At 55.8% G+C, this 26,418-nt stretch carries 31 protein-coding genes and 1 other RNA gene; 10 read left to right on the top strand and 22 right to left on the bottom strand.

Annotated features, from left to right (window positions below; genetic code table 11):
* Window position 1: 1 nt before the first annotated feature.
* The 4 genes from GKR98_02705 to mgtE are packed head-to-tail and all read right to left on the bottom strand — an operon-like array spanning window position 2 to window position 3,721.
* Window positions 2-919: an EamA family transporter gene (locus GKR98_02705; protein ID QMU57208.1), complete on the bottom strand. Its 918-nt coding sequence runs from the start codon at window positions 917-919 to the stop codon at window positions 2-4.
* The gene (locus GKR98_02700) at window positions 916-1,731 is read right to left on the bottom strand and encodes a metallophosphoesterase (GenBank protein QMU57207.1); all 816 of its coding nucleotides are present in this window, start codon (window positions 1,729-1,731) and stop codon (window positions 916-918) included. Before GKR98_02700 ends, GKR98_02705 begins: the two co-directional genes overlap by 4 nt.
* A gap of 50 nt (window positions 1,732-1,781) precedes the next feature.
* Entirely contained in the window at window positions 1,782-2,330 is a 549-nt protein-coding gene (locus tag GKR98_02695; GenBank protein ID QMU57206.1) for a 5-formyltetrahydrofolate cyclo-ligase, read from the bottom strand.
* Complete coding sequence (mgtE, locus tag GKR98_02690) at window positions 2,327-3,721, bottom strand: magnesium transporter (GenBank protein QMU57205.1); 1,395 nt, start codon at window positions 3,719-3,721, stop codon at window positions 2,327-2,329. The genes GKR98_02695 and mgtE overlap by 4 nt, the downstream gene beginning before the upstream one ends.
* Before the next feature lie 97 nt (window positions 3,722-3,818).
* Between mgtE and guaD the strand changes: the two genes are divergently transcribed.
* Window positions 3,819-5,108: a guanine deaminase gene (guaD, locus tag GKR98_02685; protein QMU57204.1), complete on the top strand. Its 1,290-nt coding sequence runs from the start codon at window positions 3,819-3,821 to the stop codon at window positions 5,106-5,108.
* Between the two features lie 13 nt (window positions 5,109-5,121).
* Here guaD and GKR98_02680 read toward each other — a convergent pair whose 3' ends face one another.
* The 3 genes from GKR98_02680 to GKR98_02670 all read right to left on the bottom strand — a co-directional run bounded on the left by GKR98_02680 (window position 5,122) and on the right by GKR98_02670 (window position 7,698).
* The gene (locus GKR98_02680) at window positions 5,122-6,459 is read right to left on the bottom strand and encodes an 8-oxoguanine deaminase (GenBank protein ID QMU57203.1); all 1,338 of its coding nucleotides are present in this window, start codon (window positions 6,457-6,459) and stop codon (window positions 5,122-5,124) included.
* A gap of 2 nt (window positions 6,460-6,461) precedes the next feature.
* Window positions 6,462-7,259 (bottom strand): histidinol-phosphatase, encoded by a 798-nt coding sequence (gene hisN / locus GKR98_02675; protein ID QMU57202.1) that lies wholly within the window; start codon window positions 7,257-7,259, stop codon window positions 6,462-6,464.
* 67 nt (window positions 7,260-7,326) lie between these two features.
* Window positions 7,327-7,698, bottom strand: coding sequence for a helix-turn-helix domain-containing protein (locus GKR98_02670; protein ID QMU57201.1), 372 nt, complete (start codon window positions 7,696-7,698; stop codon window positions 7,327-7,329).
* 269 nt (window positions 7,699-7,967) lie between these two features.
* On the opposite strand from GKR98_02670, the gene GKR98_02665 reads away from it, so the two are divergent.
* Entirely contained in the window at window positions 7,968-8,939 is a 972-nt protein-coding gene (locus GKR98_02665) for a zinc-binding dehydrogenase (protein QMU57200.1), read from the top strand.
* On the opposite strand, the gene GKR98_02660 is transcribed toward GKR98_02665, so the two are convergent.
* Complete coding sequence (locus tag GKR98_02660; protein QMU57199.1) at window positions 8,929-9,801, bottom strand: LysR family transcriptional regulator; 873 nt, start codon at window positions 9,799-9,801, stop codon at window positions 8,929-8,931. The genes GKR98_02665 and GKR98_02660 overlap by 11 nt on opposite strands.
* Window positions 9,802-9,993: 192 nt before the next feature.
* Here GKR98_02660 and GKR98_02655 point away from each other — a divergent pair, with 192 nt between their 5' ends.
* Window positions 9,994-10,140 carry a DUF1127 domain-containing protein gene (locus GKR98_02655; GenBank protein ID QMU59943.1) on the top strand — a complete coding sequence of 49 codons (147 nt, stop codon included), beginning with the start codon at window positions 9,994-9,996 and terminating at the stop codon, window positions 10,138-10,140.
* A gap of 242 nt (window positions 10,141-10,382) precedes the next feature.
* Window positions 10,383-11,162, top strand: a complete 780-nt coding sequence (locus GKR98_02650; GenBank protein QMU57198.1) for a BAX inhibitor (BI)-1/YccA family protein — start codon at window positions 10,383-10,385, stop codon at window positions 11,160-11,162.
* A gap of 152 nt (window positions 11,163-11,314) precedes the next feature.
* Here the strand turns inward: GKR98_02650 and zapA are convergent, their stop codons facing one another.
* Both zapA and GKR98_02640 read right to left on the bottom strand, forming a co-directional pair.
* The gene (zapA, locus tag GKR98_02645) at window positions 11,315-11,713 is read right to left on the bottom strand and encodes a cell division protein ZapA (GenBank protein QMU57197.1); all 399 of its coding nucleotides are present in this window, start codon (window positions 11,711-11,713) and stop codon (window positions 11,315-11,317) included.
* Between the two features lies 1 nt (window position 11,714).
* Entirely contained in the window at window positions 11,715-12,188 is a 474-nt protein-coding gene (locus tag GKR98_02640; protein QMU57196.1) for a hypothetical protein, read from the bottom strand.
* Between the two features lie 211 nt (window positions 12,189-12,399).
* Between GKR98_02640 and tkt the strand changes: the two genes are divergently transcribed.
* Window positions 12,400-14,421: a transketolase gene (gene tkt, locus GKR98_02635; protein ID QMU57195.1), complete on the top strand. Its 2,022-nt coding sequence runs from the start codon at window positions 12,400-12,402 to the stop codon at window positions 14,419-14,421.
* A gap of 32 nt (window positions 14,422-14,453) precedes the next feature.
* Here tkt and GKR98_02630 read toward each other — a convergent pair whose 3' ends face one another.
* Complete coding sequence (locus tag GKR98_02630) at window positions 14,454-16,040, bottom strand: hypothetical protein (GenBank protein QMU57194.1); 1,587 nt, start codon at window positions 16,038-16,040, stop codon at window positions 14,454-14,456.
* Window positions 16,041-16,125: 85 nt separating this feature from the next.
* On the opposite strand from GKR98_02630, the gene GKR98_02625 reads away from it, so the two are divergent.
* Window positions 16,126-16,281 (top strand): hypothetical protein, encoded by a 156-nt coding sequence (locus GKR98_02625; protein ID QMU57193.1) that lies wholly within the window; start codon window positions 16,126-16,128, stop codon window positions 16,279-16,281.
* A 375-nt stretch (window positions 16,282-16,656) separates the two neighbouring features.
* On the opposite strand, the gene GKR98_02620 is transcribed toward GKR98_02625, so the two are convergent.
* From GKR98_02620 to rpmG, 3 genes are all read right to left on the bottom strand, one after another.
* Window positions 16,657-16,956 carry a hypothetical protein gene (locus GKR98_02620; GenBank protein ID QMU57192.1) on the bottom strand — a complete coding sequence of 100 codons (300 nt, stop codon included), beginning with the start codon at window positions 16,954-16,956 and terminating at the stop codon, window positions 16,657-16,659.
* 10 nt (window positions 16,957-16,966) lie between these two features.
* A complete protein-coding gene (locus GKR98_02615) occupies window positions 16,967-17,479 on the bottom strand; it encodes a GNAT family N-acetyltransferase (GenBank protein ID QMU57191.1) in 513 nt (170 codons plus the stop codon).
* A 97-nt stretch (window positions 17,480-17,576) separates the two neighbouring features.
* A complete protein-coding gene (gene rpmG, locus GKR98_02610) occupies window positions 17,577-17,744 on the bottom strand; it encodes a 50S ribosomal protein L33 (GenBank protein QMU57190.1) in 168 nt (55 codons plus the stop codon).
* A gap of 98 nt (window positions 17,745-17,842) precedes the next feature.
* Between rpmG and GKR98_02605 the strand changes: the two genes are divergently transcribed.
* Window positions 17,843-18,994: a hypothetical protein gene (locus tag GKR98_02605; protein ID QMU57189.1), complete on the top strand. Its 1,152-nt coding sequence runs from the start codon at window positions 17,843-17,845 to the stop codon at window positions 18,992-18,994.
* 122 nt (window positions 18,995-19,116) lie between these two features.
* Here GKR98_02605 and rnpB read toward each other — a convergent pair.
* The 7 genes from rnpB to GKR98_02570 all read right to left on the bottom strand — a co-directional run bounded on the left by rnpB (window position 19,117) and on the right by GKR98_02570 (window position 24,218).
* Window positions 19,117-19,528, bottom strand: an RNA gene (gene rnpB / locus GKR98_02600) — RNase P RNA component class A.
* Window positions 19,529-19,561: 33 nt separating this feature from the next.
* On the bottom strand, window positions 19,562-20,185 hold the full coding sequence (locus GKR98_02595) for an N-acetylmuramoyl-L-alanine amidase (protein ID QMU59942.1): 624 nt from the start codon (window positions 20,183-20,185) through the stop codon (window positions 19,562-19,564).
* An 87-nt stretch (window positions 20,186-20,272) separates the two neighbouring features.
* Window positions 20,273-21,016 carry a hypothetical protein gene (locus tag GKR98_02590; GenBank protein QMU57188.1) on the bottom strand — a complete coding sequence of 248 codons (744 nt, stop codon included), beginning with the start codon at window positions 21,014-21,016 and terminating at the stop codon, window positions 20,273-20,275.
* Window positions 21,017-21,050: 34 nt separating this feature from the next.
* Window positions 21,051-22,535 (bottom strand): Asp-tRNA(Asn)/Glu-tRNA(Gln) amidotransferase subunit GatA, encoded by a 1,485-nt coding sequence (gene gatA, locus GKR98_02585; protein QMU57187.1) that lies wholly within the window; start codon window positions 22,533-22,535, stop codon window positions 21,051-21,053.
* A gap of 2 nt (window positions 22,536-22,537) precedes the next feature.
* Window positions 22,538-22,825 (bottom strand): Asp-tRNA(Asn)/Glu-tRNA(Gln) amidotransferase subunit GatC, encoded by a 288-nt coding sequence (gene gatC, locus GKR98_02580; protein ID QMU57186.1) that lies wholly within the window; start codon window positions 22,823-22,825, stop codon window positions 22,538-22,540.
* 74 nt (window positions 22,826-22,899) lie between these two features.
* A complete protein-coding gene (locus GKR98_02575; protein ID QMU57185.1) occupies window positions 22,900-23,544 on the bottom strand; it encodes a hypothetical protein in 645 nt (214 codons plus the stop codon).
* A gap of 224 nt (window positions 23,545-23,768) precedes the next feature.
* Entirely contained in the window at window positions 23,769-24,218 is a 450-nt protein-coding gene (locus GKR98_02570; protein ID QMU57184.1) for a nucleoside deaminase, read from the bottom strand.
* Between the two features lie 97 nt (window positions 24,219-24,315).
* On the opposite strand from GKR98_02570, the gene GKR98_02565 reads away from it, so the two are divergent.
* The 3 genes from GKR98_02565 to GKR98_02555 are packed head-to-tail and all read left to right on the top strand — an operon-like array spanning window position 24,316 to window position 25,899.
* Complete coding sequence (locus tag GKR98_02565; GenBank protein QMU57183.1) at window positions 24,316-25,122, top strand: pseudouridine synthase; 807 nt, start codon at window positions 24,316-24,318, stop codon at window positions 25,120-25,122.
* 22 nt (window positions 25,123-25,144) lie between these two features.
* On the top strand, window positions 25,145-25,405 hold the full coding sequence (locus GKR98_02560; GenBank protein QMU57182.1) for a hypothetical protein: 261 nt from the start codon (window positions 25,145-25,147) through the stop codon (window positions 25,403-25,405).
* The gene (locus GKR98_02555; GenBank protein ID QMU57181.1) at window positions 25,405-25,899 is read left to right on the top strand and encodes a hypothetical protein; all 495 of its coding nucleotides are present in this window, start codon (window positions 25,405-25,407) and stop codon (window positions 25,897-25,899) included. The genes GKR98_02560 and GKR98_02555 overlap by 1 nt, the downstream gene beginning before the upstream one ends.
* Here the strand turns inward: GKR98_02555 and GKR98_02550 are convergent.
* Window positions 25,786-26,415: a hypothetical protein gene (locus GKR98_02550; protein ID QMU57180.1), complete on the bottom strand. Its 630-nt coding sequence runs from the start codon at window positions 26,413-26,415 to the stop codon at window positions 25,786-25,788. The genes GKR98_02555 and GKR98_02550 overlap by 114 nt on opposite strands.
* Window positions 26,416-26,418 lie beyond the last annotated feature (3 nt).

Below are 26,418 nucleotides of genomic sequence, written 5' to 3'. Positions count from 1 at the left end.
ATCAAGTCTTGCCGGTTTCCGGCTCGTCTACAAGCGTTTCACTTGATCGCGGCTGAACGAGGAAAACACCCGACAATATAACTGCCATCGCAGCCCAAACCCAAATCGAATAACTTTCACCCAAAATCAACATAGCCCAGCCAACCCCAAAACCCGTCACCAAATAGCTGACCTGTACCGCAAAGACCGGTCCGGCGCGCTTCACCATCCAGACATAGCACGTATAAACCAACACATGGATCACTGACGCCAATATCAGGGCGTAATCCGGCGTGCTCCACGGTAGTCTCGGGTCAATAAACTCACCTGACAGCAGGGCAGCCGGAAACGTGATGATCGCGCCTACAACCGAGGCGCCATATAATACTGCTACAGGGCCAAGACCGGCCGTGCCCCACTTGGCAACTACATTTCCCTCCAGCGCGTAAAACGCCGGTGCGACCAGAGCCAATGGAATGAATATCAGCGCCGCCCTCTCCGGCAAACTCGCTTCCGGGGCTACAATCAACAAAACACCAATCAAACCAAGCACTAATCCGATGAACCTGATCGGTTGAAATCGCTCGATATACAATGCCAATGCAATAGGAAATGCCATCATCGGCACCAACGACAAAAGTATCGAGATAATCCCCGATGGCAGATGCCTGATCGCCTCATAGGATGCCGAGTTCGGCAGAATGGTCCCGATTAATGCAATCAGTAGATAAATCTTCAATGCCGGAACCGTCAAAATCAGCCGTTTGCCACGCACAGTCTGAATGATGAACATCACCAAAGCACCGATAGCAAGTTGCCAGAAGATCAATCCGATGTGGCGATAGCCCTCACTGGTGGCAATCTTTGCTAATGGTTGGGTGGCTCCCCAACCAGCGCCCATCACCGCCAGGCAGAGTAAAAGAAATATTAGTTCCCTCATTCCGGAACAGACTGCGACAACATTCCGCCATCCCGGATCATTTGCACGTCCTTGGCTTTGCCGGTCCGATCATCCGTCACAACGAAGAGACCGCTTAACGTGCCCTCGCCGCTCGCAGGCTGAAACCGCCCCTTGCCCATGCCAGTGATAAACCGCCGCAACGGCTCTTCCTTGTCCATCCCAATGACCGAGTTGTAGTCGCCACACATTCCCGCATCGGATTGGAACGCCGTGCCGCCGGGCAGGATCATCGCATCCGCAGTCGGCACATGGGTATGCGAACCAACCACAATGCTAGCACGACCATCACAATAATGCCCCATGCCCATCTTTTCGCTGGTGGCCTCGCAATGAATGTCGACCAGACTGGCCTGCACCATTCCGCCCATGGGGTGCTTCTTCAGCACAGTATCCACCGCCGAAAACGGGTCATCGAACGGGCGCTTCATAAAGACCTGACCCAAGACCTGCGCGACCAATATCTTACGGCCGCCAGGCACATCATAAACCCGCGCACCAACACCTGGCGCAGATTTAGCATAATTCAATGGCCTGAGAATGCGCGGCTCCTGCCCGATAAAAGTCTGCATGTCACGCTGATCAAAGGCGTGATCGCCCAAAACCAACACATCCGCGCCCGCCTCCAGCAACCCTTTGGCGTGATCGCCCGAAAGCCCCGCCCCCGAAGTCGCGTTTTCGCCATTCAGCACAACAAAATCGGCGCGCAACTTGGCACGCAATCCGGCCAATCGGTCGCGGATGGCATTCCGGCCGGATAGCCCGACCACGTCACCTAGATAAAGAATACGCATGAAACCGCCCTAATGCGGCTACGAAGAACGCGCAAGCCTTGTGAACGGGGCTATTCGATAAACCTGCGCACGCGGTCTTCGGTCACGATCAGATCCAAACGTTGGTCAGTCGGTTCAATCGGCAGGGTTTCTGCCATTTGTGCCTCAAACGCCAGGCCAATCGCTGTCACCGGCCCGTTTGGGCGCAGTCGATCCAGTGTGCGGTCATAGTGCCCCGCGCCATATCCCAACCGATGCCCATGGCCATCAAATGCCAACAGCGGAACCACCAAGACTTCAGGCGTCACCAGCTCGGTCGCCTTAGGCGTCTCAACACCGAAACTATCCACCTCCATCTCGGTCCCCGGCACCCAGGCACGAAACGTCAAGGCCTCATATCCGCGGGTCACAGGCAGGCAGACGACCCGCTCCCCGGCCAGTTCTTCCATGACGGGCCGCGGGTCCATCTCGGTGCGGATCGGCCAATAAAATGACACCGGCCCGTCTGTCTTTGCCAATACCAGCCGCAGAGCATCCAATGCTGGGATAGGATCGACCTCCTCAAATGCAGCCTTGCGGCGTTTTCCCGCCTCTTTGCGCAATAATTTCTTGTCGGTCATAACAATACCATCGATGCCAGCCCCAAAAACGCAAAGAAACCAACCACATCCGTCACAGTGGTCACGAACGTGCCAGCCGCCAACGCAGGATCAACGCCCGCCTTATCCAGCGCCAACGGCACTAGAACGCCGGATAATCCGGCGACTGACAGATTAACGACCATCGCAACCGCAATGACGACCCCAATCAAGGGAGAGCCAAACCACAACACCCCAACGATCCCCATAATTACGGCAAATAGCCCACCATTCAAAAGCCCGGCCAGACTTTCTCGTCGGATCACCCGCCAGGCATTCGATCCCGTCAGGTCGCGCGTGGCCAGTGCCCGCACCGAAACTGTCATTGACTGCGTGCCGGCATTTCCACCCATCGAGGCGACAATCGGCATTAGCACGGCCAAAGCCACCACTGCTTCGATAACGTCTTCAAAATATGAAATGACAAGTGACGCCAATATTGCGGTCGCCAAATTCACCCCAAGCCACGGGAATCGGCGCTTCACAATTTCCATTGTCGAGTTCGACAGGCTTTCGTCACCCACACCGCCAAGACGCAAAACGTCTTCCTCGTGCTCTTCATCCAACACCGCCATGGCGTCATCTATTGTGATGACCCCAACCAATCGACCGTCTTCTTCAATGACTGGTGCCGTGATCAAGTGATATTGGTTGAACGCATAGGCAACGTCGCCTTCATCCTCAATCACATCAAATGTTCGAAACTCTTCCTCGGTAATATCTTTCAATGGCACGTCGCGCCGTGATGCCAACAATCGACCCAAGGCCACAAACGCCGTTGGCTGATGTCGTGGATCGACCAAAATCACATGATAAAATTCCTCGGGCAAATCATCGTGCGCGCGTAGATGGTCGATCGAGTCACCCACAGTCCAATGTTCGGGCGCAATAACAGCTTCGCGTTGCATAAGACGACCGGCCGAGAACTCCGGGTAAGACAACGCCTGTTCGACAGCGATCCGGTCAACAACATCCAGCGCGTCAAGAATCGCTTTGTGTTGCGGCTCGTCCAAATCTTCCAAAATGTCGACAACATCATCGGATTCCAACTCGCGCACCGCGTCCGCCAAAACCGTTGGCTCAAGTGCTTCAACGACCTCGTCTCGAATGTCGTCGTCGATCTCACTCAGGATATCGCCATCGATAAGATCACCGGCCAGCCGCAACATCGCTACTCGATCATCTCCGTCGACCTGCTCCAAAAGGTCAGCGATATCGGCCGCGTGAAGCGGCTCCAGAACCTGGGCCAGAGCTACTCGATCACCCGCTTCCGTCGCCTCAATGGCGGCGTTGACCACCCGATTTCGCAGCGCGTAATCGTCCTCGGTCTCGTCCTCTGAGGCGTCGATTTCTTCGATCTGATCGCTCGTCATCGGGGCACCCTCCTGAGATTGCGGGCACCCTAGGCGAAGTCTGCCATGGACAACAGAGCCTCAGCGCATTTTACTAGGTCGCCGGAGGGACCACGCCATGGCCGACAAACAACTGCTTATTGGGCAGACATTGCAATTTAACAGTGACCCGTTTCAGACAGGTCTGGATGCAGCGCGCCACAACACACGCGGTGCCGTTCTGATCGACGACGGAAAGATCGGTGCTGTCGGCAATTCCGACGATTTAATAGCTGCGCATTCCGACGCTGCGATTACAGATTACGGCGAAAGCCTGATCCTGCCAGGCTTTGTGGATGCTCACGTCCATTATCCGCAGACCGCAATCATCGCCAGCTGGGGCAAACGGCTGATCGACTGGCTGAACAGCTATACCTTCCCCGAAGAAATGCGCTTCGGTGATCCCGACTACGCCGCCGAGGCGGCAAAGCTCTTCTTCGATCTTTCGTTATCGAACGGCACCACAACCGTCGCCAGTTTCTGCACCATCCATCCTGAAAGCGTCGATGCCTTTTTTGCTGAAGCTCAAGCCCGCAACCTCTGCACTGTCGCTGGCAAAACCTGTATGGACCGGAACGCACCAGATGGGCTTAAGGACACCGTCCAGTCGGCCTATGACGACAGCAAAGCCCTTCTGAACAAATGGCACGGTCAGGATCGCCTGACATACGCCATCACACCGCGGTTTTCGCCCACATCAACGCGCGATCAGCTTTCTGCACTTGGTGCACTTTGGGGCGAACACCCCGATTGCCCTATGCAAACGCATCTTTCTGAACAAACCGACGAAATCGCATGGGTGCTCGACCTGTTCCCCGAGGCGCGTGACTATCTCGATACCTATGAGGCCACCGGACTTTTGCGAGAAGGTGGAATCTTCGGCCACGCCATCCACCTGACCGACCGCGAACGCGCTCGCTTAAAGGAAACCGGCAGCGCCGTTGTCCATTGCCCAACGTCAAACACCTTCATCGGTTCGGGATTGTTCGACATGGGCGGCCTAAAAGGCGAGCATCAAACGGTAGGCCTTGCTACGGACACCGGCGGCGGCTCATCCTTCTCTATGCTGCGCACAATGGCCGCGGCTTATGAGATCGGCCAACTGAAAGGCCGCCCAACACACCCTGCTGAACTTCTTTGGCTGGCAACAACCGGGTCAGCCCAGGCACTCGGTCAGCAAAACCGCATTGGTTCGCTACAGCCCGGGTTCGATGCCGACCTCATGGTTCTCGACTTGAAATCTACACCGGTCATCGAACAACGCGCCAACCGAGCCAACGACATCTGGGAAGCCGTCTTCCCAACCATCATGATCGGCGATGACCGCGCCATTCAGGATGTGCGCATCTTAGGCAAATCCATTCACTAGGGGCGCATCGCCCCTAGCCCATCAGCCGCGCCAATGACCTGCGACCATCTGCCAGGGCCGCGTCCATGTTGACGGTCGCAATCCGGCCATCGTCCACAACGCGCCGCCCTTCGACAAACAGATCTCGCACCTTTGTTGGCCCCGCCAGCAGCAGTGCCGCCCGATCCCAACTGCCCGCACTTTCCACGCCCGACACATCCCAAACCGCAATATCGGCCCGCATGCCCGCACGCAGTCGCCCGATGTCGTCGCGGCCCAAAACCTTTGCGCCGCCCACGGTTGCGATCTCCAAAGCCTCACGCGCCGACATAACATCGGCACCCCGACTTACCCTTTGCAGCAGCATCGCCATGCGTGCCTCGCCAACAAGCGAACCCATGTCGTTCGAAGCTGATCCATCAACGCCCAAACCAACTGGCACGCCCGCATCCCGCATCGCGCGGACCGGTGCAATTCCAGACCCAAGTCGACAGTTCGAACAAGGGCAATGCGCAACTCCTGTTCGCGTTCTTGCAAACAAATCAATTTCTTCGGCGTCTAACTTCACGCAATGTGCGTGCCAGACATCATCACCAGTCCACCCCAGATCTTCGGCGTATTGCCCCGGACGGCACCCGAACTGTTCTAGCGAATAGGCGATATCCTCGTCATTCTCGGCCAAATGCGTGTGCATTCTAACACCCTTGTCGCGCGCCAGAATTGCCGCATCACGCATCAACTCACGCGTGACGGAAAACGGAGAACAAGGCGCAACACCCACCCGAACCATTGATCCTGGTGCCGGGTCATGAAACGCATCAATCACACACAGACAATCTTTAAGAATAGCCGGCTCGCGCTCAACCACGGCATCGGGCGGCAGACCGCCGTCGCTTTCCCCGATCGACATCGCGCCACGGGTCGGATGAAACCGAATGCCCAACTCGACCGCCGCTTCAATCGTGTCATCCAACCGCGATCCGTTCGGAAACAGATACAGATGATCCGAACTCGTGGTGCACCCAGACAGTGCCAGTTCCGCTAATCCCAAAGTCGTCGAAACGCGCATGTCATCCGGCGTAAATTGCGCCCAGATCGGATAAAGCGTCTTCAACCACCCAAACAGCAATGCGTCCTGTCCTGCGGGCACCGCGCGCGTCAGCGTCTGATAAAGATGGTGATGGGTATTCACTAATCCAGGCGTCACGACACAGCCGGAAACATCCAGAACCTCAGCGCCATCTACTTCAATTGCAGTTCCAACTTCGGCAATTACGCCGCCCTGGATTAAAACATCGCCGCAGCCGATCTCATCTCCATCCATCGTCAGAACGGTGTCAGCACCTTTTAGCAGAATGTCTTTGCTCGACATGACTATCCCCTCAGTAATTCCATCGCAGCCGCGTGTAACTCGGGCGTGGCCGCTGCCAACGCGCGCCCGCCATTGTGAACCGGCGCGCCTTCCCAGTTGGTGACAACTCCACCGGCCGCCTCAATCACAGCGATCGGGGCCTGAATATCATAAGGATATAGCCCCGCCTCAATGACCAGATCAATTTGCCCGGCTGCCAGCAGCGCATAGGCATAACAATCAGTGCCGTAACGCGTTAGCCGAACCTTACTATCCACTCGCAGGAACGCTTCCCGCTCATCTGGCGTCCCAACTTCGGGAAACGTCGAAAACAAAGTTGCCCCTTCAAGACCACCAATCTTACGAACTCCCAGATTACGGACACCCAAAGGCCCGGTCATATCAGACCGGTCGGGCCCACCAAAAAAGCGCTCTCCGATATAGGGCTGATCGATAACCCCCAAAATTGGCCCGTCCTCATCCGAAAGCGCAATCAGCACTCCCCAAGTTGGAGTTCCGGAAATATACCCGCGCGTCCCGTCGATAGGGTCCAGCACCCATGTCAGCCCGCTGGTGCCTTTAGTAGCCTCCTGTTCTTCGCCAAGAATACCGTCATCGGGTCGACGCTCTGCCAATATCTTGCGCATCGCTGCCTCTGAGGCCCGATCTGCAACCGTGACTGGGTCAAAGTCGTCGGACTTGTTGTCCGCATGCAGCCCATTCGCGCGAAAATGCGCCAGTGTCTCAACTCGGGCAGCGTCGGCCAGTTCCGTCGCAACCGACCAGAACTCCGAATAATCCTCAAGATTTCTATAAGACAAACCAAACCCCCAAGCCGTGAGACATGGGGGTTTGGGTAGACAGGCCCGATCAAAGGGTCAAGTCAGGTCAGACGACGTCGCTCAAAACTCGAGCCAACTCAAAAAGCCGACGTCTCTGTGTTTCGGGAATTGCGTAATAGGAACGAACAAGTTCAAGCGCTTCATTATCAGCCAAAATATCACCGGGCAGGCTGTCGCCTGCACCCGCATCTTCAGAGTCGTGATCCAACCCTTCGAAGAAAAAACTGACAGGAGCGTTCAGAGTTTCCGAAATGTCCCAAAGACGGGACGCAGAAACGCGATTCATACCAGTTTCGTATTTTTGAATCTGCTGAAACTTTATTCCAACGTGCTCAGCTAATTGTTGCTGCGTCATTCCCACCATCCAACGACGGTGTCGAATACGCTTCCCAACGTGCACATCAACTGGATGCTTCATTTAGTACCACCTTTTGCAACCATAGCTATAAATGCGCCATTGCAGCACAACTTAGATAGCTGTCTTTTTCGACAGGTAAGGATTTCCCACATCATTCCACCTCCTTTTAACCAGTCTTTTCGCTGGATTGACAGTAATAATTATTATATTACATGGCATTAAGCAATTTTTGGCTCACGCGCTTCCGCTTTTCGATTGGCGGCTTTGATGCGCTAAGCCTCGTTTCAATGCCGCCAACAGTGTCGCAGTAAGCCAGAGAAAAATCAACTATGAGGCAAATCAGACGCGCCATCACCGCCAGTAAAGGTTGTGAGATTCGCGTAAAGGTTGCATCGCTATTGCCGCCACGCGAAGGGCAGATTTGCATCAAAGTGGCTGCGACAGCCTTGAATTTTTCGGACCACCTTTTGATCAATGGCACGTATCAGGACATGCCCGAGTTCCCTTTGACTCCGGGAATGGAGTTCTCCGGAGTTGTGGACTCAATTGCTCCAGACGTCGCGGACTTCGCACCCGGCATGCGGGTTGTGGCCGTCGCGGGCCACGGTGGACTGGCAGAATTTACCAATGTCGATGCCGTCCGCGCCGTGGCCCTGCCCGATACTATCGACCATAATTCAGCGGCAGCAATGCCCATCGCCTACAGCACAGCTCATCTTGCTCTGTCCCTCCGCGGTGGCCTTTCCTTTGGCAAAACATTGATCGTATTGGGGGCAACCGGTGGCGTCGGACTGGCCGCAATAGAGGTCGGCAAAGCCCTGGGCGCCAGTGTCGTGGCGGTTGCGCGTGGCGCCAACCGATTGGCTTCCGCCCAAGCTGCTGGCGCGGATGTCACCATCGACACGACAACTACCCCGGATCTGTATCAGACACTTAAATCCCTTGCCCCGGCCGACGTCGTCTTTGACAGCGTTGGCGGCGCAGATGGCGAAACTGCCCAGCGTTGCCTCAAACCTGAAGGTCGCCATCTGCTGATCGGCTTTGCCAGCGGCGATCTTCCTCGCCTGAAGCCCAATCATCTTCTGGTCAAGAATATCGACGTTATCGGATTCAACCTAAGCGGCTATTGGAAATTCAACTCCAAGGCTATCCACTCCAGTTTGCAAACTCTCCTGGACTGGCACGCAGATGGCAAAATCCAGCCTCAGGTCAGTCAGGTATTCACCCTCAACCAAACCCGTGAAGCACTCGACCTTCTCAAGAGCCGCAAATCTACAGGCAAAATCATCGTTACGCCGTAAGCGCCAACTGCGGCCCTCGGTATGATCGACGCACCAAATCCGCCAAATGATCTTTCACCGCACCCTTGGCAATCTCGGCGACATATAGGTTGATCTTCTTCGACCCCAGCTCTGGCAGGGCCCCACCATGCACAACCTGCTCAAGAATTGGTGCAACACTGCCTGCCAGCTGTGACTGAAAAGCCAAATCAGCTGCAACCGAAGCCTCCACGGTGCGGGTTGATTCTGAATCCACCGCCATCTCCCAGGGTATGCCGGCCCGATCCAGCGCCGCCTGCGTGGATCGGCGAAACTGGGACTGGGGCTCGGACGCAATCGGCAACGGACGCCGCTGCCACGCCTGCCCGCCAGAGGCACCATACCAAAGCAACGGCTTTTCGGTCAGCGTTTCACCACCAGCGTCAACATGATCTTCCGTCGTCAGGATCATATCGCACTTGCCATCCGCAAACATCTCTTTCAGCCGCGATGTGTATGACGAGATCAACTGCACCCGCATACGTGGATAGTCAGCGTTGAACACCTGCAAAACCTGCGAGATCGACGGGTAAACGATGTCATGCGGCACCCCCAACACCAAAATCCTCTCATAGGCCTGATCGGTCATCTGGCTGAAAACTTCGTCATTCATGGCAATCATACGCCGCCCATAAGACAGCAACTTCTCTCCCGCAGTCGTCAACCCGATGGTGCGCGACGAACGATCCAATAGATCCGCGTTTAGTGATTCCTCCAACCGCTTCAACTGCATCGAAACCGCCGATTGGGTCAAATTCAACATGCCAGCAGCCTTGGTCACGCCACCCATATCAGCGACGGCCACAAACGAACGCAAAGCTGTCAGATCAAGATTTCTTGGCATATCAATCTCCGTGATACGATACTTCAATAACATTCGTTTTACTAATTTATCGGATTGGTCCAGATAGATCAAGCAAGCTGATATATCAGCACCAAAACATTAGCGAACGGAAAGGAAATACCGATGACAACTCTCGTACACTCCGGAGCCGTTTGTGCCGCACGCCCACAGAATGATCTCTGGGCTCGCGTCATGACGGCCATAGAACTCAGAAAATCCCGCAAGGCTCTGGGTAAACTCGATCTGCATCTGCTGAACGACATTGGCGTCACCCAAAAAGACGCGAAGATCGAGGCGAACCGCTCAACATGGGACGCCCCATCCCATTGGATGCGCTAATGCGATTCGACTTAGCCTGAGCTCTCTATTCTTCGAAATTCGCATTCGACCACAGGGCGAAAGTGCGAAAAAAGATACAAGGTTAAGTCGAAACGCCAATTTCGCAACAATTCGGGACAAAATCGCACCCATCTTTGCCCGCAAAAACTTGAAAATCCGGCCATTCCGCACAATATTACCCAAGGAGATGGCCGGATTAACCGGCTGTGACGAGAACCAACGCTTTTAGGAGTATTCCTCTCATGGCAGAATATCAGACCGTCCGCACCGGTGCAGGTGTCCGCACGGCCGAGATAGATGCGGGCCTTCGCGCCCATATGAACAAAGTCTACGGCAGCATGTCCATCGGCATGGTGATCACGGCATTTGCAGCCTGGGCCATTGCTGGCCTGTCGGTAACAACCGACCCCACCGGAGCAACTGTGGCCATCCGCGAAGGCCAATACCTGACCGGCTTGGGCGAAGCGCTTTACATGTCGCCCCTGAAATGGGTCGTGATGTTCGCCCCGCTGGCTTTTGTGTTCTTTGGCTTTGGTGCCGTGATGAACAAAGGCTCCGCCGCCGCCGTGCAACTGGCATTCTTTGCCTTCGCCGCCCTTATGGGTATTTCGATCAGCTCGATCTTCCTGGTCTTCACCGGATTTTCGATCGTGCAGACGTTCCTGATTACCGCGATTGCTTTCGCTGGTCTCAGCCTCTGGGGCTATACCACGAAGAAAGATATCTCGGGTTGGGGCGCGTTCCTGATCATGGGCGTGATTGGCCTGATCGTGGCAATGGTCGTAAACATCTTCCTGGCCTCACCGGCCATGATGTTTGCCATCTCGGCCATCGGCATCCTGATTTTCGCGGGCCTCACCGCCTACGATACACAGAAGATCAAAACCAATTATCTGGCCCACGCCCATGCGGGCGACCAGGAATGGCTCGACAAATCGGCTTATGCAGGTGCGTTGAACCTCTATTTGGACTTCATCAACCTGTTCATGTTCCTGCTACAGTTCATGGGCAATCGCGAATAGGTCGACGACCAAAGCAAACAAACGAAAAGGCCGACGCAACGCGTCGGCCTTTTTCTATTCCAGAGCCCAATCGCCCCTATCTTTTTGGCAGAAATACTCCGGGGTCTGGGGCAGCGCCCCAGCGGATCGCCCCGTCAGGGGCGGAAACCACATTAACCCGCCGCCTTCTTCTCCTCAGCAGCCTCTGCCAGCGCCTCTGCGCGCGCCGCCAGTTCCGCCAGCGTCTGGGTCACCTCATCGGGGATCACGGCCACTTCAACGCGGGTCGGCTCGGGCACAGGACGCGATTGCATCTCTTCGATCCAGGCCTGCTGCTGCGCCACCTTGTCTTCCAGCGCCTTTAACTGGTCATCCGATCCGGCGGTCTTATCCGCCAGCATCAACCCGGCCATCAACAGCATCCGCGCCTCAGGCAACCGCCCGATCTGCTCCATCAGTGTCGAGGCCTCGTTATCCAACAATTGCGCGGCCGATTGCAGGAAATGCTCTTCGCCTTCCTGACAAGCCACCGCAAACGGACGTCCCCCGATCGAGATTTGCACTTCCGGCATCTCAGGCCTCCTTCAACACAGGTTCAAGCGTCGCCAGAATATCGTCCAGCTCTGCGCGGTCCGCACTTCGCGCTGCACGCAGGCTTTCCAACTCCGACATCATCGACTTGTTCACCAGATGCGGGTCTGCCAAGCCACTGGCATTCGCTTCACGCAAAGCCTGGTTCGACCCCCGCAAATCCTCGTTCACCGCCTTCACGCGCTGCAACTCACCATCGCGCCCGGACAAAGCGTCGCGAAGACGCGCCACCTCGGACTCAAGCCCCGCCAACGTCGTCTCCTGCTTATCCTTGATGGCGCGCACCCGCTCTTCAAGCTGCGCATTCGCCATCCGTTCGGCTTCAAGTTCAGATGCCAAAGCCGTGGCATCCCCCGCGTCAGACGCAGCCGCCCCCGTCGCCATCCGGTCCATGGCCTGCCCGGCCCTGTCCAGCGCCGCCGAGATCCGGCGTTCTAGTTCGGAAATATCACTCATGGATTTGCCGCTCTCCCCTGTCGTGTGCTGGCAGGACGCGAAAGCCTCGAATCGCCTCCATTCCCACCTTTTCACTAGTCATACGAAGGTCTCGGGCGGTTTTCACCCCCTTTCGCACGGATCCGGCCTCCCACGCGCTTGAACTCGCCGAATTGACTGCTATCAACCGCCCCAAGGCAGCAAACCATCTACAGGCAGGGGGACACACACCTTGGATATCGCGACGCTGAAAGACCACCACCCGGATCACTTCGCCAAAGCCAACGCAATCCGCGCATTGGCCATGGACGCGGTACAGGCCGCAAATTCCGGCCACACCGGCATGCCCATGGGTATGGCAGACGTCGCAACCGTGCTGTTCGAAAAGCACTTGAAATTCGACGCTGCAAATCCCGATTGGCCAGATCGCGATCGCTTTATCCTTTCGGCAGGTCACGGCTCGATGCTGATTTATGCGCTGCTGCACCTCACCGGCTACGAAGACATGACGATCGACCCGATCAAAAATTTCCGCCAGTTGGGTTCGATCACTGCAGGTCACCCCGAATATGGCCACGTAAAAGGCGTCGAAACCACCACTGGCCCGCTTGGTCAGGGCATCGCCAATGCCGTCGGCTTTGCAATGGCGGAAGAATCCCTGCGCTCCCGCTACGGCAAAAAGGTTGTCGATCACTACACCTACTGCATCGCTGGTGACGGCTGCCTGATGGAAGGCATCAGCCATGAAGCGATCGGCCTTGCCGGCATGCAAAGGCTCGGCAAACTGATCGTGCTTTGGGACGACAACAACATCTCGATTGATGGCGAGGTTTCACTCTCGGACATCACCGACCAGAAAAAGCGCTTTCAGGCAGCCGGCTGGCAGGTACTGGAATGTGACGGCCACGATCCGGCGGCAATTGACGAAGCCCTCACCAACGCGAAATCCACCAACAAGCCGACGATGATCGCCTGCAAAAGCCACATCGGCTTTGGCTCACCCAACCGGCAGGACACGGCCAAAGCACACGGTGCGCCACTTGGACCCGAAGAAATCGCTTTGACCCGCGAAGCCCTGGGCTGGCCCCACGGGCCGTTCGAGATCCCGCGAAACCTGCTCGAGCAATGGCGTGCAATCGGCGCACGTGGCGCTGCAGACCGCACAGATTGGGATGCCCGCTTTGCTGGCCTTTCCACGTCCCGCCAGAACGAGCTGACACGCATGTGGTCGGGCGTTCCCCACAAGAAACTTGCAGGTGTGATCCGCAGCCTGAAACGCGATATTTCCGAAGGCGCGCCGAAAATGGCCACCCGGAAATCATCCGAAATGGTGCTTGGTGTTGTGAACCCGGTCATGCCCGAAAACATCGGCGGCTCTGCCGACCTCACCGGTTCGAACAACACGCTGACCCCGGACCTTGGCATTTTCGGCCCCGATAACCGCAAAGGCCGTTACGTCCACTACGGCATCCGCGAACACGGCATGGCGGCTGCCATGAACGGTATGGCGCTCCACGGCGGCGTGAAACCCTACGGCGGCACCTTCATGTGCTTCACCGATTACGCGCGCGGGGCGATGCGCCTTTCCGCGCTGATGGGCGTGCCAACAACTTATGTCATGACCCACGACAGCATTGGCCTTGGCGAAGACGGCCCGACCCATCAGCCGGTCGAACACCTCGCCATGCTGCGTGCCACACCAAACATCAACGTTTTCCGCCCTGCGGACACCGTGGAAACGGCCGAAGCCTGGGAACTGGCGCTGACATCTGAAAAAACCCCTTCGGTTCTCAGCCTCACACGTCAGGGCCTGCCCACCGTGCGGACCGAACATAAGATGAAGAACCTGACCGCTTTTGGTGCCTATGTTCTGGCCGAAGCAGATGACAAGCGTCAGGCAATCCTCATGGCGACCGGTTCCGAAGTCGAGATCGCCTTGAAAGCCCGCGAACTTCTGCAAGAAGAAGGCATCGGCACACGCGTGGTCTCCATGCCCTGCATCGACCTCTTCGCGCAGCAGGACGAAAAATACCGCCGGAAGATCCTGCCCGCCGGTCCCGTCCGCGTGGCAATCGAAGCGGGTGTTGGCTTTGGCTGGGATACTTGGCTGTTCAACGAACGCGGCAAGCGCGACAAAGGCCGCTTCATCGGCATGGATAGCTTCGGCGCGTCTGCCCCTGCACCCGAACTATATGACTACTTCGGCATCCGCGCCGAAGCCGTGGTCGAAGCCGTCAAAGGTATGCTCACCTAAGTATCCGTCTAAAACTCACAAAAGCGGGCTTGCTACTCCGGCAGGCCCGCTTTTTTCATGCCTTCGCCGACCCGCGCCCGATCCTCCGCCTGATAATACAGCACCGTCCGCTCGATCTCCGACGCCCGCGCATGGGGCACCAGCTTCAAGAACGCCGCCAAAGCCTGCTCGGCCAACGTCTGTTTACCTGCCAGCGCCAAGGAGGCCGTGAAAAACAAATGCGAACTCGGATGCGCCGGTTTCAACTGGATCGCTTTTTCTGCCGCCGCCGCGCAGGCCGCATAATCCGCTGCCTGAAACTCGGCAATCGACAGATACAGATAGAACTTATCGATAAAAGTATCCCGCGGACTTAAGGCAATCGCCTTCTTGATATCGCGCCGCGCAAACTCAGCGTTGCCCGCATAACCATTGGCATTCCCAAGCAGCGCCCGCGCATACGCAAAGTTCGGGCTCAGATCGACAGCGTGACCATAGTTCATGATCGCCGCATCGCCATCGCGGGCAACGATCGACACATACCCCCGCCCAATCGACGCCCAGGGATCATTCGTATCCGCCAATAGCGCCCGATCCGACGCCTCCCGCGCCCGCGTAATCGTCGGCTCCATCGGCTCCCAATGCTGAATGATCCGCCAGGCCAGAATAACCGCATAAAGCCCCAGCGCCTGCGAATAGTCGGGATCAATCTCAATCGCCTGCTCCAACAGCGCAATCGCCTCAGTGCTGCTGTCCTGCGACTGCTTGCCATAAAGATGCAGCGCATTCACGAAACATTCCCAGGCATCCAGACTTTTCGGATGCCGCCGCTTCAGGCGTGCATGTTCCGCCGCATATAATTCGGGCGAAAGATGCGCCACCAAACTGGCCGCCAACTCGTCCTGAATTTCAAAGATGTCCGTTACATCGCGATCATACCGCTCGCTCCAAAGCTGCGAGCGCGTCTCGGTGTCGATCAAACTCGCCGTCACCCGAATGCGCGACCCTGCCGAACGCACAGATCCCTGAAGGATATACCGAACCCCCATTTTCTCGGCCACCGCACGCGCATCCTGCGCCTCGTCCTTCAACGCAAACGTCGTGCTGCGGTCCGTCACAAAGAAATCGCGCAACTTCGACAACGCCGTCACCACGTCCTCAGTCAAGCCATCCGCCAGAAACTCGTGGTCCGGGTCTGCCCCTTGATTGGTAAACGGCAACACCGTCAGCGATGGCCGCCCTCCCGATCCATTGGGTTTGGCAACCTCAGCCGTCGGCGCGTCATCAGCGCCCTCCGTCACCTCAGCCACAAACCGAAAGCCCTTACGCGGGATCGTCCGAATGACCGCCTGCGCCTCACCCGTGTCGCCCAGCGCCTTCCGGGCTGCCGCCAGCCGCGCGTTCATCGTCCCGTCCGAGATCGCGCGCCCTTCCCAGATGCCGTCCACCAACTCGTCCTTGGTCACCACGCGCTCGCGGTTCTCCGCCAGCAAAACGATCAGATCAAAGACCTGCGGCTGCACCGTCACCACCTGCCCGCCCCGCCGGATTTCCCGGCGGTCGATGTCCAACTGGCAGTCTTCAAACGTAATTATCAAGCGATCTGAACCTTTTGGCACGAAGAAAGAAGCAAATGACAAGCCTTTGGCAAGCTCCCGTTCAAGCGCACCGGCATTCAGCCGTTTATCAATAATTCAACACGAAACATCAAACGGGAATACGAAAATGACCGATCAAGCACACGTCACCGCCAAGCCAACCCTCGAAATTACCGTTCCATTGTCCACTGAAAAAGTTTGGAGCCGTTTTCTGACATGGCTGGGCAAAGCATGCGACGCGCAATCAAAGACCGGCACAGACTCATTCCGTGACATCATCTAATTGGCAGAAGACAGGACGATCGATTAACCAGTGCGTAACACAGATTACCGCTCACCCATGATCTTGTGTGCGAACGCGCAACACGCGCTAGGGACACCGACGTGATACCGACGTAATACCGACGCGATACAGACAGGCCGATTTCGCCCCATCCTCAATGTTTTAAGGCGTTAACCAATGCTCCGTTGCAAAGCAACGTCCGACCACCGAACGTTGCTTTTTCAGCCGTTAACTACAGTCCAGTGTATAGACTGCAGCGTCATCCGAACGCAGGGGTTGCGGATCAACCAAACACCCGGTCCGGGCGCGAATAACACCTGTCAAACTCGCAACCGGAGCAGCGCCTTCAGCGACCACGAAGTTACTGTTATTCAACTAAATTTGCCGCATGAAATAGGTGCTAGATTCAACTGCAACTTCAAGGTTCTCGCTTTCGGTGCGCAACCTGCTGTTGCCAGCATTGATGGCATCTGCCGGGCTCGGATCACCGGTCATAGAAAACCGATATAAAGGAAGCGATTCCACGCCCCCCATCTCAAATTCTGTCCGCGTTGACGCTGGTAGGTTCGCCGGCTCACCGCCCGCACCAACCGTGCCCAGCCCAACACCTCTTGGTTGGTTACAACCAGCCACCACAAGCAGCACCGCAACACATGCCAATGTCTTGTTCATCATAACAATTTCCTCACTCAATAGACTTTACAGACCGTCGCATAAGCACCGCCGGGAAGTCGATACCCGGACGCAAATTTACGCTAACGGGTTGCATTTCGACAAACCCGCAAGTGGCATAGAACGGCACCGCCGTAATTGTCGAAAGACAATCCAACCGGCTTAGTCGGGCATATTCTGCTGACATAACAATGCGCTGCATCAATACGCGCCCAATGCCTTCGCGCACCCTTGCATGGTCTGTCACCACGTGTCGGATATGCCCCACTCCTTCCGCGGCGCCCTGCCCACCGGGTGCAGATCGCGTCCATCCCCCTGCCCCGACAATCTCGCCGCGGTCATCTTCAACTACGTAATATGTCCCTGATGTCACCAGCTGCGGTTGTGCTTTAGAAATCAATGGGATCGCCGTTACCAATACCGACGGCGCGTAGTCCGCCTTCAGCAAAACCGGATAAGATCGTTGGAACAGCCGGTCGATCGCGTTGAAGTCCGACATTGTCGAGGATCTGACAGTAAAGGGCATCACCATGGCCTCAAACTTTTACCGCCCACGCGACGCACAAAAAGAAAAAGCCGCGCTCATTGCGCGGCCTTTGCCATTGAAAAAGATGGAAGATCAATTACTTGATCTTGCCTTCCTTATACTCGACGTGCTTGCGCGCAACCGGGTCGTACTTCCGCACCACCATTTTCTCGGTCATCGTACGGGCGTTCTTCTTGGTCACATAAAAGTGGCCGGTGTCCGCGGTCGAGTTCAGACGAATTTTGATCGTCGTCGGTTTCGCCATGGGTCGTCTCCTACTTGGGCGCCCCCAAAGGTGCACCCGAAAATCCTTGAAGCCCGCCTTCTAAGCGCAATTGCGACAGAGTCAACATCAAAGGCAGATTGCGACGGATCGAATTCGACTATAGGTTATCAAAGCAGCGTAAATACATTGAATTACGAATGATACCCACCTGGAAAATCAAGCGAGAGTTGGCGCGACTACAGGTGCAAGTATATGGCCTGTTTGGATATCTGACCGACCCGTATCGACGACGCAAGCATAAAGTCTGGCGGACAAATGAGCTCAAAGCATATGAAGGCAGAATCTCCGAGTCTGCCAAGATTGCATTGCTTCTGATTTACCAACCAAAATTAATACCGGAGTCGTTGCTTCAGTCCATCAAGCACTTGGTTCAAAACGGGTATTCTCCCCTAGTTATCAGCAACACACCATTGTCTTCTTCAGACACCAAGTTACTTCTCGAGAACTGCTGGCGGTTGGTCTTCAGACCGAACTTTGGTTACGATTTTGGCGGGTACCAGGATGGAGTTTGGCTGTTGAACCAACTTGGTATTCAGCCAACCACGTTGTTAATACAAAATGATAGCGTTTGGCATCCAATCTTCGACGGCTCCACAATGCTAGAACAGATGGAAGCCTCGCCCGCAGACTTCGTAGGCACGCAAATTTTCGAGAGAATTAGTACGAAACCTCTGACGCCCGAACTTATGTTCATGGGCTCCTATTGCTTTATGATAAAAGAAAAAGCCTACGAATCTGAGGCATTCCAGAGTTTTTGGATCAATTATCGAGCGACATCTAACAAAGAGAAAACCTTACGACGTGGTGAACGGGCCTTTTCCCGAAAGCTCATGGATGCAGGCATCACCTTTAAAGGCATTTTCGCTGCCTCGGACTACTTCGCCATGATCGATGGACTATCGGATACCCAGGTTGAAATCGGAATCGAATATCTTATCTGCACCAACCCTGAGCTAGTCGTGAGGCGAGACTCCTTGAAAGTGGCAGATATCGATGCAGATTGGTACATCGAAGCACGACGCCTCCTTAAAGACATGTGCAAAAAGAAAAATTTTATCGGTGCAAGTCCAGTGCTTGCAATTAATCACATGGATTTCCCAATGATCAAAAAGAATAATGAACGACACTATAAGTTAGCTCGCGCGGCGATTCTTCGAGCAGCCCAAAACAATGACATTCGCCCTTTAAGAAGCGAAATACTGGATGAACTCAGAAAACGTGACGTGTAAGAAGACAGATATCCGACCACACAAATAGCACTATGGTCGCAGGCTTAATTGAAAACTACATTGCAGATTGCAGGTCGCTCTTTTGAGTGGCTGCTGCCTGAGATGTACTCTTCACAGGATATTTGCGCGGACAGCCTGTAAGCCGGATTTTGTCCAGCCGAGTTTCCCCGGCCTGAATGATCATTCATCTGCTCCTGCCGTTGCCGACAAGATCTAGCTGCCAACCCGGATTTCTCGGGCTGAAACAACCCTGCCGTGGCGATATCCTTAGCGGATCAACCCGGCGCGAAACCCCTATTTGGCATTGCTCCCGGTGGGGCTTGCCGTGCCGCCCTTGTTGCCAAGGCCGCGGTGGGCTCTTACCCCACCGTTTCACCCTTACCCCGGATCAGATCCGGGGCGGTCTGTTCTCTGTGGCGCTATCCCTCGGGTTACCCCGGCCGGGCGTTACCCGGCACCGTTGTCTCATGGAGTCCGGACTTTCCTCCCAGACCACCCCGAAAGGCGACCAAAGGCGATCATTCGGCCATCCGCGCCCGCGCTATTTAGGGATTTAAGGCAATCAGGTCAATTGATCCGACTGATAGGTCGCGAAGGAACCCTTCGCGCAATTCGTTCGGTCACGTCTGCTGGCCATTGGCGCGCCATGCCAGCCATCATGGCCTGATCCGCATGCCCCATCGGGCCAGACGCCGATGGCCTGAAGCGCTGCCGGAATGCATCCAGAACAACAGCTTCACCATGCTCTACCGGATACCCGACAGCCGCAGCATATCGCATAAAATCGCCCGGCAATGCTGGCTCGGGCCATACCGATAGTTCCTTGTCAGCAAGACGTTTCCAGTTGAACAGACGGCCAGGGTCACATTTACGGTCAGGAGCCATGTCAGAATGAGCGATCACAGCTTTGGGTGATAGGTCGTGGCGCGAAAGTATTTCGCCAAGCAAAGCTTCAAGTGACACCATCAATTCATCGGAAAATGCGGTCACCCCGTCATTGTCCAGTTCGATCCCGATGGACCGCGAATTGACATCTTCACGCCCTGCCCAATGCCCTGCTCCTGCATGCCAAGCCCGGTTTTCTTCGCCGACCAATCCGTAAACGGTTCCTTTCCGCCCGATTAGATAATGCGCAGAAACTTCTGCCTCAGAATCACATAGCTTTTCTAAAGCCGCCTCGGCGCTTTCCATCGCTGTGTAGTGCAGAACTATCAGTGTTACCGCATGACCACGTCGGTTACCAAAGTTAGGGGAGGGGCGCTCGACGATCTCCACGACCTAGCCACCTCTTGCCGTTCTGAACGCCGATGGGTCCCAGAAACAGGCAAAGCCATCTCCGTCGGGATCCATCCCTTTGCGATCTCTCTCTGGTCCACCGTTTTCAAGAAAGGCCTCCTGCGCCAAATCGTTAGATGGATAGGCGGCACAAATGCGATTGAACCGATCAATATTGGCGCGGCCCGAGCGCTGGAACATTTGGGTTCCGACCGGATGGGTGGTCGACAAAGCAAAGGCCACCACGTTTGGTCGCCCCTGAGAATTTCGCGTCGGCAAAGCACCAGCCTGCGACTGGAATGAGTCACTATTTCGCGCAATCCGGTCTGCATCAGTTTCGACTGGCTCAGGAACGGCAACTACTTCAACAGGCTTTGGCGCCGGCGCTGCGGGCTTGGCAGGCGCTGGAACTGGTGCAACCTCTACAGCTGCAACTACAGCGACTGGGGCTGTTCCGGCAACAGGTTGGCGCTGTTCAGCAGTCCTTGCAGCCACGGGTGCGGTTCCGGCCGTTGGGGAACGGGTTGCAGCCAAAGCGTTGGCGGTTTCGGCCGCGATTATTTGCCCTTCCGGCACCGGTATTGTGCGCATTGCCTGTAGCTCGGCATCGCGCCGTGCTCGTTCCGTAGTGTAAGCGTCATATCCACCAAAACCAACGCCACCTAATTGAGGATTGCTTTCCGGTACAGGGGTTGCGCAGGCGGCTAACAATGCCAGCCCTGCAAAATAGCCTAATTTATTGGTCATTTTTCTGCTCTGCCAATTATTTATTGGCGTCAGACTACCACCATTTCGTCGGCTTGGAAACAAAACCTGCGCGATCTTCCAATGCCTGTGCGACATTCATCAACGCACCCTCTTCCCAGGGTTTGCCAATCAATTGCAGACCCAAGGGCAAGCCTTGGCTATCCAGCCCCGCAGGAACCGCAATTCCGGGAAGCCCGGCAAGGTTCACCGTCACCGTGAAAACGTCGTTCAGATACATCTGCACCGGATCATCAAATTCCTGACCCAAGGCAAAGGCCGAAGATGGCGTCGCCGGCGTCAGGATCGCGTCCACACCATCGGCAAACACATCTTCAAAGTCTTTCTTGATCAACGCCCGGACACGCCGCGCACGGTTATAATAGGCGTCGTAAAAACCAGCCGACAAAACATATGTCCCGATCATCACCCGACGCTTCACCTCGTCTCCAAAACCTTCAGCACGGGTCTTTTCATACATCTCGGTAATGCCGTCGCCCTGCGCCAGTTTCGCGCGGTGGCCATAGCGAACCCCATCATAGCGCGCCAGGTTCGACGATGCCTCAGCCGGGGCAATCACATAATAGGCTGGCAGCGCGTATTTTGTGTGTGGCAAAGTTATATCAACGATCTTCGCTCCCGCATCTTCCAGCATCTCGCGGCCACGGGTCCAAAGCGTCTCGATCTCTTCCGGCATACCGTCCAAACGATACTCGCGCGGGATACCGATGGTCTGACCCTTGATGTCGCCCTTCAGCATCGCCTCGAAGTCCGGCACCGCCAGTTCGGCGCTGGTGGAATCCTTGGCATCGTGTCCGGCCATCGACTTCAGCATGATCGCACAGTCGCGCACTGATTTCGCCATCGGCCCGGCCTGATCCAGCGAAGATGCAAAGGCAACAATACCCCATCGGCTTACACGCCCATAGGTCGGCTTCAGGCCCGTAATGCCCACAAAGGCTGCCGGTTGGCGGATTGACCCACCAGTGTCCGTTCCCGTCGCGGCCAGACACAAGTCAGCCGCCACAGCGCTGGCGGAACCACCGGACGATCCACCGGGCGTCAACGCCGCCTCGTCATTGCCGCGCCGCCAGGGGTTTACCACATTGCCGTAAACGCTGGTTTCGTTGCTGCTGCCCATGGCGAATTCGTCCATGTTCAGCTTGCCAACCATCACTGCACCGTCACCGAACAACTGGCTGGTCACCGTTGATTCATACTCGGGCTTGAACCCGTTCAGAATGCCGCTGCCTGCCTGGCTTGGCACGCCCTTGGTGCAGAACAGATCCTTGATCCCCAACGGAATACCGCACATATCCGGCGCATCCCCCGCCGCAATCCGCACGTCCGCAGCTTTCGCCTGTTCGACTGCCAATTCTGGCGTCGGATGCACAACGGCGTTCAATACAACAGCCTCGCTGACCGCCGACAAACAGGACTCCGTCAGCTCTACCGCCGTCACTTCACCCGAACGCAACTTGTCGCGCGCGTCGGCAATCGTCAGTTTGTTCAATTCACCCATGATCACTCAACCACTTTCGGAACCGCAAAAAAGCCTTCGCGCGCATCAGGTGCATTGGCCAGAACCTTATCCTGCTGCCCACCGTCGGTCACCTCATCAACTCGCCGCTTCAAACGCATCGGCGTCACCGAGGTCATCGGTTCAACGCCTTCAACATCGACTTCGTTCAATTGCTCAACGAACCCAAGGATACGGTTAAAGTCATCGGCCAGCGCGGGCAGATCAGCGTCTTCAACCTTGATCCGGGCCAATTTGGCCACGCGGCGGGCAGTTTCCGTGTCGATGGACATGGCATTCTCCAACTGAAGTTCGCCTGCATTTAGCGCGAACCCCCAAGGCCCGCAAGAATGACCAGCAACTTGTCTTACGCCGACCCGGTTTTGTGACGCCGCCAAACCTCGATCATCCACCCCAACAACACCGCATTCAACATGTGCCACATGAAATGCGTTCCTAGCGGAAACGCTGCACATACCGCCTCGTCCACGCTTCTGAATGTCAACGACACGCACAATATCCCACACGCCAACGCCATGCCGCGCGCTACTACCGGCAGCCTTTGCCGCAGCAAAACCGCATAAACCAACATCAACAGCGGCAACGTCCAATAGACCGACGAAATCGCAAAAAACGGCAGCGCCTGAAAAACCGGCGCCATCACAGCAGCAAATGGCACATAGGCAAAGGCCCCCAAAGCCGACGCCCACGCCGACAATCCCAGAAAATCCCGGTTCGCCAGAAAGATGTAAACTAGGGCGAACACCAGGATTGAAAGCGAATCCAACGCAGCAGCCCAGCCCGTCGCATGGGTGTGAAACAACCAAGACCCGACACCGATTGCGAACAGTGACCCCGTCAAAACCCGACCACCCGCTAACCCGCGCGTGCGCCGCCACATGAATACTGCCACCAAAAGAAATGCCAGATTGGTCACAGCATTCACCGGCTCGGACCAGTAACTCAGGTCGGTCCGCTCGCAATAGGCATCAAAGGCGTTTGTCCAGTCCATCGGCCCTCACAAAAATGAAGCGGCTACATAGATAGGGATAGCCATTCAGCCCGGCCATTCCAGACCAAAATGCGAAAGTCCGGCTTGCCATCATTGCATCGGACGGCCTGTTAACATCCTCGGAACAGGTTTTCCTTATAAGGGGCCACACCAACGCGTTCGACATCACAAACAACGACTACCCGAAAAACGCGAAACCAACGAAAACGCTCTAAAGCAATTTTCTACCGACGGCTGGCAAAAAACCCTTTCATCAACTCAGCCGCAGCTTCAGCAGAAATATCCCCGTAAATCTCGGGCACATGATGCGCTTGCGGGTGCGTGAACACTTTCGGCCCTACCGTGACCCCGCCGCTTTTAGGATCACTCGCCCCGTAATACAGCCGCGCGATACGCGCGTTCGAAATGGCTGCCGCACACATCGGACAAGGCTCAAGCGTCACATATAGATCGCAGCCCACCAATCGATCTGACCCAATAGCGGCACCTGCCGCACGGATTGCCAGAACCTCAGCATGGGCGGTCGGGTCATTCAACTGCCGCATCCGGTTGCCAGTTGCGGCAATCACAACCCCATCTGGCCCAATCACCACAGCCCCAACCGGCACTTCACCGCGTGCACCGGCGGCGCGCGCTTCGCTAAGCGCTTGCTCCATATGACTTTTAAAGACCATACCCTGTCATGCCCCGCCCCAAGCTTCGGTGCAAGCAGCGAAGTTCAGGCAAGGTTGAGCCTTCCCCTTCATGCGAACGCCATGTAATGCACAAGCCATGACCGATAGCCCCTACAAAGGCGAACGCATCGCCAAAAACCTTGCCCGTCGTGGTGTTGCCTCGCGCCGCGAGGTTGAACGCATGATCGAAGCCGGTCGGATCGCAGTGGATGGTAAAGTGATCAAAAGCCCCGCGCTGAACGTCACGGGCTCCGAAACTATCACGGTCGACAAATCCCCCGTCGGCGAAGCCGAACCGCCCCGCCTCTGGCGCTATCACAAGCCGTCCGGTCGCGTGACCACCGCCAAAGACGAAAAGGGCCGCGCCACCATTCATGACGACTTGCCCGAAGAAATGCCGCGCGTCATGCCTGTCGGTCGCCTTGATCTCACATCCGAAGGGCTACTGCTTCTCACTAACGACGGCGAAATCAAACGCCGCCTCGAAATGCCAAAGACCGGTTGGCTTAGAAAGTATCGCGTCCGCGTGCGCGGCACCCCCGAGGATCAAATTTTCGACCCTTTGCGCAAAGGCATCACCATTGATGGCGAGCGGTTTCTGGGCATGGAAATCAAGCTGGATCGCCAACAGGGCAGCAATGCTTGGTTAACTGTTGGGCTGCGCGAAGGAAAAAACCGCGAAATTCGCCGTGCCATGGAAAGCCTTGATCTGATCGTAAACCGGCTGATCCGTATCAGTTATGGCCCCTTCCGCTTGGAAGATCTGAAACCGGGAGAAACCGATGAAATCAAACAGAAAATTTTGCGCGACCAACTAGGATTGGACAAACCGGACGACGAAAAACCTAAGGGTGGAACAGCGCGAAAAGTAACGCGCAAGGCAAGACCTCGCCGAAATAGCTGACCCGACGATATTTTCTTGCCCTATGGCAAGCGCGGTTCCGTTAACCTATGTTATCGACAACGCTCAAAGGACCACCCGCGTTATGCCTAGGTTAGTTCTAGTTGTTCTTGTGCTTGCGATCGCATGTGCGCTTATTGCACTCTCGGCAATGGTGCTTGGCCGTTCGTTTGAACGATTACTGGCGGACGGGAACGAGAACGCAAAAGGGTATGGCATGCAAAAGATAGCTTTCTTCCTGCTTCTTGCATTGATGGCCTATGTCATTTCCAACGGTGTCAGCTGATGAGTTCGCGATTTGGCGGCAAATATTCCCCCAATGCCGATATTGGGTCTTCAGAGGATTTGCCGCGCCGTCGCCGAAAGGGCGCGCGCGTCAACCTGTTGTTCGTGGTACCTTTCCTGCTGGTTTTCACAGCTTTTCAGCAAGAGCCTGTTGGCCTGACGCTAGACCTTTTGGCGTTTGTGACCCTTATGCTGGCTGCTTGGCTGACACGCGAAGGAATTGAAGCCGAAGATGCCTATGACGCGAAGAAGATTTCGCGGCGGCCAGCGATCCCCCGGAAAATATTTGGCAGTACTCTCACGGGCCTTGGCCTGGCGCTGGCCGGTCTTAGTGCCGAGACATTTTCGCTTTTGAACCCTATACTGTTTGCCATCCTTGGCTCAGCGCTCCATTTTACCGCCTTTGGGCCCGACCCCCTTAAAAACAAGGGCATGGACGACGGACACGTCTTGCACACCGATGAAGTCAAAATACCCAAAGATGTCGCGCATTAGCCCCGACATTCTTTTGCGGCTTTGAAAATTTGCTTTCATCATTCGGCTATTGACTAAGGCCATTGGAATTTTTCGCCGATGTGTTTCGGTCATGAGCCTTGGCCAAAAATCCAGCTCTGCAAAAATTGCAAGGTCGGGCACCCAGTGATCCAAGAAACGTCGAGTAACCTTTTGAGTGTCTATGGGCAGCATAACATGCACACACCGATCGGGAAGTTGAGCCTTTTCCAGTGCGACAGCGGAACTACGTGTTGAACTGCTCAGAACAACACTCGCTTCTGGCAGCGCCGACAAAACGTGTTCAATTAGCGGTATGACCGCGAGACACTCTCCAATTCCAAGTGCATTGATCCAGATTATGGTGCCATTTGGCCGTTGCTTTTCATAAACACCGAACTTCTCGGGCAGCCGCGCCCCGTTTTCTTTTCCGCGTCTTAGTCTTCTTCGAATGATCGCCCGCCAGATCGGATCCGAAAATCGCGAAAACCCGAGATACAGTCGAAGCAGCGGCGACATTTG

This window comes from Boseongicola sp. (assembly GCA_014075275.1).
Taxonomy (GTDB): Bacteria; Pseudomonadota; Alphaproteobacteria; order Rhodobacterales; family Rhodobacteraceae.
This window is presented reverse-complemented; position numbering and strand designations above follow the sequence as displayed.

Bases quoted from the DNA above. Each gene is read 5' to 3' on its own strand.
- GKR98_02705 (QMU57208.1), bottom strand. From the start codon at position 919: ATGAGGGAACTAATATTTCTTTTACTCTGCCTGGCGGTGATGGGCGCT.
- GKR98_02700 (QMU57207.1), bottom strand. From the start codon at position 1,731: ATGCGTATTCTTTATCTAGGTGACGTGGTCGGGCTATCCGGCCGGAAT.
- GKR98_02695 (QMU57206.1), bottom strand. From the start codon at position 2,330: ATGACCGACAAGAAATTATTGCGCAAAGAGGCGGGAAAACGCCGCAAG.
- mgtE (QMU57205.1), bottom strand. From the start codon at position 3,721: ATGACGAGCGATCAGATCGAAGAAATCGACGCCTCAGAGGACGAGACC.
- guaD (QMU57204.1), top strand. From the start codon at position 3,819: ATGGCCGACAAACAACTGCTTATTGGGCAGACATTGCAATTTAACAGT.
- GKR98_02680 (QMU57203.1), bottom strand. From the start codon at position 6,459: ATGTCGAGCAAAGACATTCTGCTAAAAGGTGCTGACACCGTTCTGACG.
- GKR98_02670 (QMU57201.1), bottom strand. From the start codon at position 7,698: ATGAAGCATCCAGTTGATGTGCACGTTGGGAAGCGTATTCGACACCGT.
- GKR98_02665 (QMU57200.1), top strand. From the start codon at position 7,968: ATGAGGCAAATCAGACGCGCCATCACCGCCAGTAAAGGTTGTGAGATT.
- GKR98_02660 (QMU57199.1), bottom strand. From the start codon at position 9,801: ATGCCAAGAAATCTTGATCTGACAGCTTTGCGTTCGTTTGTGGCCGTC.
- GKR98_02655 (QMU59943.1), top strand. From the start codon at position 9,994: ATGACGGCCATAGAACTCAGAAAATCCCGCAAGGCTCTGGGTAAACTC.
- GKR98_02650 (QMU57198.1), top strand. From the start codon at position 10,383: ATGGCAGAATATCAGACCGTCCGCACCGGTGCAGGTGTCCGCACGGCC.
- zapA (QMU57197.1), bottom strand. From the start codon at position 11,713: ATGCCGGAAGTGCAAATCTCGATCGGGGGACGTCCGTTTGCGGTGGCT.
- GKR98_02640 (QMU57196.1), bottom strand. From the start codon at position 12,188: ATGAGTGATATTTCCGAACTAGAACGCCGGATCTCGGCGGCGCTGGAC.
- GKR98_02625 (QMU57193.1), top strand. From the start codon at position 16,126: ATGACCGATCAAGCACACGTCACCGCCAAGCCAACCCTCGAAATTACC.
- GKR98_02620 (QMU57192.1), bottom strand. From the start codon at position 16,956: ATGATGAACAAGACATTGGCATGTGTTGCGGTGCTGCTTGTGGTGGCT.
- GKR98_02615 (QMU57191.1), bottom strand. From the start codon at position 17,479: ATGCCCTTTACTGTCAGATCCTCGACAATGTCGGACTTCAACGCGATC.
- rpmG (QMU57190.1), bottom strand. From the start codon at position 17,744: ATGGCGAAACCGACGACGATCAAAATTCGTCTGAACTCGACCGCGGAC.
- GKR98_02595 (QMU59942.1), bottom strand. From the start codon at position 20,185: ATGGAAAGCGCCGAGGCGGCTTTAGAAAAGCTATGTGATTCTGAGGCA.
- GKR98_02590 (QMU57188.1), bottom strand. From the start codon at position 21,016: ATGACCAATAAATTAGGCTATTTTGCAGGGCTGGCATTGTTAGCCGCC.
- gatA (QMU57187.1), bottom strand. From the start codon at position 22,535: ATGGGTGAATTGAACAAACTGACGATTGCCGACGCGCGCGACAAGTTG.
- gatC (QMU57186.1), bottom strand. From the start codon at position 22,825: ATGTCCATCGACACGGAAACTGCCCGCCGCGTGGCCAAATTGGCCCGG.
- GKR98_02575 (QMU57185.1), bottom strand. From the start codon at position 23,544: ATGGACTGGACAAACGCCTTTGATGCCTATTGCGAGCGGACCGACCTG.
- GKR98_02570 (QMU57184.1), bottom strand. From the start codon at position 24,218: ATGGTCTTTAAAAGTCATATGGAGCAAGCGCTTAGCGAAGCGCGCGCC.
- GKR98_02565 (QMU57183.1), top strand. From the start codon at position 24,316: ATGACCGATAGCCCCTACAAAGGCGAACGCATCGCCAAAAACCTTGCC.
- GKR98_02560 (QMU57182.1), top strand. From the start codon at position 25,145: ATGGCAAGCGCGGTTCCGTTAACCTATGTTATCGACAACGCTCAAAGG.
- GKR98_02555 (QMU57181.1), top strand. From the start codon at position 25,405: ATGAGTTCGCGATTTGGCGGCAAATATTCCCCCAATGCCGATATTGGG.
- GKR98_02550 (QMU57180.1), bottom strand. From the start codon at position 26,415: ATGTCGCCGCTGCTTCGACTGTATCTCGGGTTTTCGCGATTTTCGGAT.